At 70.1% G+C, this 6,389-nt stretch carries 4 protein-coding genes and 1 tRNA gene; 2 read left to right on the top strand and 3 right to left on the bottom strand.

The genetic code is table 11. The features are described from left to right. The 3 genes from AB8Z36_RS24420 to AB8Z36_RS24410 all read right to left on the bottom strand — a co-directional run. Positions 1-749, bottom strand: a 749-nt coding sequence (locus AB8Z36_RS24420; protein ID WP_369215514.1) for a cytochrome c biogenesis CcdA family protein, incomplete at its 3' end; no start/stop codon positions are given. Then, on the bottom strand, positions 746-1,558 hold the full coding sequence (locus AB8Z36_RS24415; protein WP_369215513.1) for a DsbA family protein: 813 nt from the start codon (positions 1,556-1,558) through the stop codon (positions 746-748). The genes AB8Z36_RS24420 and AB8Z36_RS24415, both read right to left, overlap by 4 nt. A gap of 65 nt (positions 1,559-1,623) precedes the next feature. Further along, entirely contained in the window at positions 1,624-2,016 is a 393-nt protein-coding gene (locus tag AB8Z36_RS24410; protein ID WP_369215512.1) for a hypothetical protein, read from the bottom strand. A 116-nt stretch (positions 2,017-2,132) separates the two neighbouring features. On the opposite strand from AB8Z36_RS24410, the gene hrpA reads away from it, so the two are divergent. Further along, positions 2,133-6,122, top strand: coding sequence for an ATP-dependent RNA helicase HrpA (gene hrpA, locus AB8Z36_RS24405; protein WP_369215511.1), 3,990 nt, complete (start codon positions 2,133-2,135; stop codon positions 6,120-6,122). A gap of 94 nt (positions 6,123-6,216) precedes the next feature. Then, positions 6,217-6,291: transfer RNA gene (locus AB8Z36_RS24400), tRNA-Asp, on the top strand. The last annotated feature ends 98 nt before the right edge of the window (positions 6,292-6,389 follow it).

Below are 6,389 nucleotides of genomic sequence, written 5' to 3'. Positions count from 1 at the left end.
GAGTCGGGCACCGCCCCGCCGATGCCGGACGCCCACCGCTCCACGGCGAAGGAGTCGTCCACGTCCAGGAGACCGGGCAGGGCCGTCGTCCCGTCGTACGCGAGGAAGAGCGCGCCGAGCCCCATGAAGAACAGGCCCGACAGCAGCGAGGTCGTATGCAGCTCGAACCGCCCGAGCCGGAACGTCCGGCCCCGCAGCCACCCGCGCCGCCCCAGATCGAAACGCTCCCAGAGCAGGGCGAGCAGAAAGAGCGGTACGGCCATGCCGAGGGCGTAGACCGCGAGCAGCAGGCCTCCGTAGACCGGGCTGCCGCTGACCGCGGCCACCGTGAGGACACTGCCGAGGATGGGCCCCGCGCAGAAACCGGCGAGGCCGTAGACCGCGCCCAGGGCGTAGACGGAGAAGGCGGTGGTCGGCCTGATCCGCCCCGAGAGCTCCGCCATCTTCCGCGAGGCGAAGCCCATGCCGAGGATCTGGAGCAGACCGAGCCCGATGATCAGCCATCCGGCGGCGAGCACGAGCTGGTCGCGGTGGCCGAAGAAGAACCGCCCGGCGACGGAACCGGCCGCGCCGAGCGGCACCAGCGTCGTCGCGAGGCCCGCGTAGAAGATGCCGGTCCGCGCGACGAGCCGGGACGTGGAGTCGATCGAGTACGCGAAGAAGGCGGGCAGCAGCAGGGCGCTGCACGGGCTGACGAGGGCGAGCAGCCCGCCGAGGAACGCGGCGAAGTATCCGACGTCGGCGGTCACCGGGACCCGCCCTCGCCCGCGCCGCCACCCTGGGCCGGGTCGTCGGAGTTCTTGTCCGACTTCGCTGACTTCGCTGACTTGGCGGCGGCCTCGATCGCCTGTTCGAAGACCTGGTCCGGCTGGGCGCCCGAGATGGGACGCCCGTTGACGAGGAACGACGGCGTGGAGGTGGCGCCGAGGCCGTACGCCTCCTCGCGGTCCTTGTCCACGGCCGCCTTCGCCGCCGCGCTGTCCGCGTCCTTCACGAACCGGCCGACGTCCTTGACCCCGGCCTCGTCGGCGAGCTCCTTCAGCCGGTCCTCGCCGAAGCCCTTCTCCTTGCTGCCCTCGGCGTACGCGGCCTTGTGGAACTGCTTGAAGCGGCCCTGGCGCCCCGCGGCCCACGCGCCGCGCGCGGCACGCTCGGAGTCCTCGCCGAAGATGGGGAAGTTGCGCCATTCGATGCGCAGGGTGCCCTTCTCGACGTACTTCTCGACCAGGCCGGGTTCGGTGTCGCGGGCGAACTTCCCGCAGAAGCCGCACTTGAAGTCGGCGTACTCGACCATCACCACGGGCGCGTCCGCGTCCCCGAGCGCCAGCGGGTCGTTCGCGTCGCGCCGGGCGAGCTTCTCCAGCTCGGGGTAGACGCCCGCCTGGGCCTCCCGGCCGTCGGACGGCCCGGCACCCTGGGCCTCCTCGGTCACGGCGGTGCCGGAGGAGCCGTCGGGCTTGGTCGCCGTGTACGAGGCGACGCCGAGCAGCAGCGCGGCGACGGCCACGCCCGCACCGATGGCGAGATTGCGGCTCTTCTTGCTGTCGTTCCTGGGCATGGGTGTGCTCTTCCGGTCTCTCGGTGTCATGCGTCGTCATAGGGGGCCCTGGTGCAAGGGGCCTCCTACACGCGCAGGACCGACAGATCGACCGGGGAGAGCGCTACCAGCTCGGGCGGACCCCGTACTGGAGTGAGATCGAGGAACGCCTGGTCACCGCACCAGTGGCCACCGCCGCCGTGTGCCTCGGCCGGCGCGGGCAGCAGTTCGTGCGCGGAGCCCTGGCGCGGCGGCCGCGCGGGCTGCTCCAGACCGTCCTTGCCGCCTCTGCCGCAGCCGGGCCGGTCGTCGCCGGACCCGTCGTGGCCGGGGGCGGCGACGGAGGCGGAGGCGGTGGCCGCGGGGGCCGTCGGCGCGGCCTGGGCCGCCACGGCGGGCGCCCAGCACAGGCCGATCCCGAGCACGGCGAGGAGCAGCGCCACGAGGGTGCTCCGGAGCGTGCGTACAGGGGTCGGCATGCCCGGAATCGTACGCACCTCCGCGCGTCCCACGGGAAATCCCGGACGCGCGGCTCCGCGCCCCACGGGAAATCGGTTCGCCACTGCCGAGCGGCGGGTGAGATCCTGGAACCCGTATGTCTACGCAGCCCGCCCTCACCCTCGACGCCCTCGCCCCCCGTCTGTCCGAGCTCTCGCTGCGCGATGAGCACCGGATCGGCCGGCGGCTGGAGGGTGCGCGCCGGATCCGTAAGCCCGAGGCCCGCGCCGCCGTCCTCGCCGAGATCGCGGCGGACGTGGAGAAGGGCGAGGCCCGGATGGCCGAGCGCCGCTCCCGTGTGCCCTCGGTCAGCTATCCGGAGCAGCTCCCGGTCAGCCAGAAGAAGGACGAGATCGCCGAGGCGATACGCGACCACCAGGTCGTGATCGTCGCGGGCGAGACCGGCTCCGGCAAGACCACGCAGATCCCCAAGATCTGCCTGGAGCTCGGCCGCGGCGTGCGCGGCATGATCGGCCATACGCAGCCGCGCCGCATCGCCGCCCGCACGGTCGCCGAGCGCGTGGCCGAGGAGATGGACACCCCGCTCGGCGAGGCCGTCGGCTGGAAGGTCCGCTTCACCGACCAGGTGAACCCGGACGGCACGTTCATCAAGCTGATGACGGACGGCATCCTGCTCGCCGAGATCCAGACGGACCGCGAGCTGCGCGCCTACGACACGATCATCATCGACGAGGCCCACGAGCGCTCGCTCAACATCGACTTCCTGCTCGGCTACCTCGCCCAGCTGCTCCCGAAGCGCCCGGACCTCAAAGTCGTCATCACCTCGGCGACCATCGACCCCGAGCGCTTCTCGCGGCACTTCGGGGACGCCCCGATCGTCGAGGTCAGCGGCCGTACGTATCCGGTGGAGGTGCGGTACCGCCCGCTCCTCGAGGAGGACTCGGACGACACGGACCGCGACCAGATCACCGCGATCACGGACGCCGTCGAGGAGCTCATGGCCGAGGGCAAGGGCGACATCCTCGTCTTTCTCTCCGGGGAGCGCGAGATCCGTGACACGGCGGACGCGCTGAACAAGAAGAACTACCGGTTCACGGAGGTCCTGCCCCTCTACGCCCGGCTCTCGCACGCCGAGCAGCACCGCGTGTTCCAGCAGCACACCGGGAGACGCATCGTCCTCGCGACCAACGTCGCCGAGACCTCCCTGACCGTCCCTGGCATCAAGTACGTGATCGACCCGGGCACGGCCCGCATCTCGCGCTACAGCCACCGCACCAAGGTCCAGCGGCTGCCCATCGAGGCGATCAGCCAGGCCAGCGCCAACCAGCGCAAGGGCCGCTGCGGCCGTACGTCGGACGGCATCTGCATCCGCCTGTACAGCGAGGACGACTTCCTCTCCCGTCCGGAGTTCACGGACGCGGAGATCCTGCGCACGAACCTCGCCTCCGTCATCCTCCAGATGACCGCGGCGGGACTCGGCGACATCGAGAAGTTCCCCTTCATCGACCCGCCGGACCACCGCAACATCCGCGACGGCGTCCAGCTCCTCCAGGAGCTCGGCGCGCTCGACCCGGCCCAGAAGGACCCGAAGAAGCGGCTCACCCAGCAGGGGCGCAGGCTCAGCCAGCTCCCCGTCGACCCGCGCCTGGCCCGGATGGTCCTGGAGGCCGACAAGAACGGCTGTGTGCGCGAGGTCATGGTGATCGCGGCGGCGCTCTCCATCCAGGACCCGCGCGAGCGCCCCTCGGAGAAACAGGCCCAGGCCGACCAGCAGCACGCCCGCTTCAAGGACGAGACGAGCGACTTCCTCGCCTTCCTCAACCTGTGGCGGTACGTGAGGGAGCAGCAGAAGGAGCGCGGCTCCTCGTCCTTCCGGCGTATGTGCAAGGCGGAGTACCTGAACTTCCTGCGCATCCGCGAATGGCAGGACATCTACTCGCAGCTGCGTACGGTCGCCAAGCAGATGGGCATCCAGCTCAACGAGGACGACGCCCCCGAGCAGCACGTGCACATCTCCCTCCTCGCCGGTCTGCTGTCCCACATCGGGATGAAGGACGTGAAGGAGTCCAAGGAGGGCAGGCCCGCCAAGGACGGCGACCCCAAGCAGCGCGGCGGGCGCAACGAGTACATCGGCGCGCGCAACGCGAAGTTCGCGGTCTTCCCCGGCTCGGCGCTCTTCAAGAAGCCCCCGCGCTTCATCATGTCCGCCGAGCTCGTCGAGACCTCCCGCCTCTGGGCCCGGGTCAACGCGCGCATCGAGCCGGAGTGGGTCGAGCCGCTCGCCCAGCACCTGGTGAAGCGCACCTACAGCGAGCCGCACTGGGAGAAGGACCAGGCGGCGGTCATGGCCGTCGAGAAGGTGACGCTGTACGGCGTCCCGATCGTCACCGACCGCAAGGTGAACTACGGCCGCATCGACCCCGAGGTCTCCCGCGACCTGTTCATCCGCAACGCCCTGGTCGAGGGCGACTGGCGCACGCACCACAAGTTCTTCGCCGCGAACCGCAGGCTGCTCACCGAGGTCGAGGAGCTGGAGCACCGCGCGAGACGCCGCGACATCCTCGTGGACGACGAGACGCTCTTCGACTTCTACGACCAGCGGGTGCCCGCGGATGTCGTGTCGGGGGCGCACTTCGACTCCTGGTGGAAGAAGAAGCAGCGCGAAGAGCCCGAGCTGCTCGACTTCGAGCGGTCCATGCTCATCAACGAGAAGGCGGGGGACGTCTCCAAGGACGACTACCCCGACTCGTGGCGGCAGGGGCAGCTCAAGTTCAAGGTGACGTACCAGTTCGAGCCGGGCGCGGACGCGGACGGCGTGACCATCCACATCCCGCTCCAGGTCCTGAACCAGGTCAAGGACGAGGGCTTCGACTGGCAGATCCCCGGTCTTCGCGAGGACGTGGTCATCGAGCTGATCCGCTCCCTGCCGAAGCCGATCCGCAGGAACTACGTCCCGGCTCCGAACTTCGCGAAGGCGTTCCTGGAGCGCGCCGTGCCCCTCCAGGAGCCGCTGCACGTGACGCTGGCGCGGGAGCTCCAGCGGATGGTCGGCGTGCCGGTCAGGCCCGACGACTTCGATCTCACGCGCGTGCCGGACCACTTGAAGGTGACGTTCCGGATCACCGACGAGCGGCGCAGGAAGCTCGCCGAGGACAAGGACCTGGAGGCGCTCAAGCTCCGCCTGAAGCCGAAGGCCCGCAAGGCGCTCTCGCAGGCCGCCGCCGCGACGGCCGAGCGCTCCGGCGGCTCGGCCGTGGAGCGCACCGGGCTCACGGACTGGAGCATCGGCTCCCTCTCCCGCGTCTTCGAGACCCGGCGCGCGGGCCAGCCCGTCAAGGCCTACCCGGCGCTCGTGGACGACGGCGACACCGTCTCCGTACGCCTCTTCGACACCGAGGCGGAGCAGCAGGAGGCGATGTGGAAGGGCATGCGCCGCCTCGTCCTGCGCAACATCCCGGTCAACCCGGGGAAGTTCGCCTCGGACAAGCTGACCAATCAGCAGAAGCTCGCCCTGTCCGCGAATCCGCACGGTTCCATGCAGGCGCTCTTCGACGACTGCGCGATGGCGGCGGCGGACAAGCTGATCGCGGACTTCGGGGGGCCCGTCTGGGACGAGGAGTCCTACCGCAAGCTCTTCGACAAGGTGCGCGCCGACATCGTCGACACGACGGTACGGGCGGTCGGCCAGGTCCAGCAGGTCCTCGCCGCCTGGCAGGCGTGCGAGCGGCGCCTGAAGTCCACGAAGAGCCCGGCGCTCCTTCCCAATCTCGCGGACGTGCGGGAGCAGCTGAACTCCCTCATCAGGCCGGGGTTCGTCACCGCGACGGGGCTGCGGCGCCTGCCCGACCTGATGCGGTACATGGTCGCCGCGGACCGGCGGCTCCAGCAGATGCCGGCCAACGTCCAGCGGGACACCACCCGGATGGAGAAGGTCCGCGACATGCGGGACGAGTACCTGTGGCTGCTCGAACAGCTTCCGCAGGGCAGGCCGGTGCCGCGCGAGGTCACGGACATCCGCTGGATGATCGAGGAGCTCCGGGTCAGCTATTTCGCGCATGCCCTCGGCACGGCGTACCCCGTCTCGGACAAGCGGATCGTCAAGGCGATCGACGCCGCCGCCCCGTGATCGTCCGGCCACCCAGGGTGAGTTCGACCGCCGGGCCTGCACTGCTGTAGAGTCCTGTCTCGCAGCGCAACGCGAAAGCGGCACTGCGAAGCAAGGTCCTGTGGAGCAGTTTGGAGTGCTCGCCACCCTGTCAAGGTGGAGGCCGCGGGTTCAAATCCCGTCAGGACCGCAGTTAAGAAGGGGCCCGCATCATCATGATGCGGGCCCCTTCGCCGTGCATGCCGCGAGGCGGGAGCCGGGACCGACGCCGGTAGCCCCGTCGCGAAG

The organism is Streptomyces flavofungini (assembly GCF_041028215.1).
Taxonomy (GTDB): Bacteria; Actinomycetota; Actinomycetes; order Streptomycetales; family Streptomycetaceae; genus Streptomyces; species Streptomyces flavofungini_B.
The sequence above is the reverse complement of the archived record's forward strand: the minus strand, read 5'-3'. Positions and strand labels throughout refer to the sequence as shown.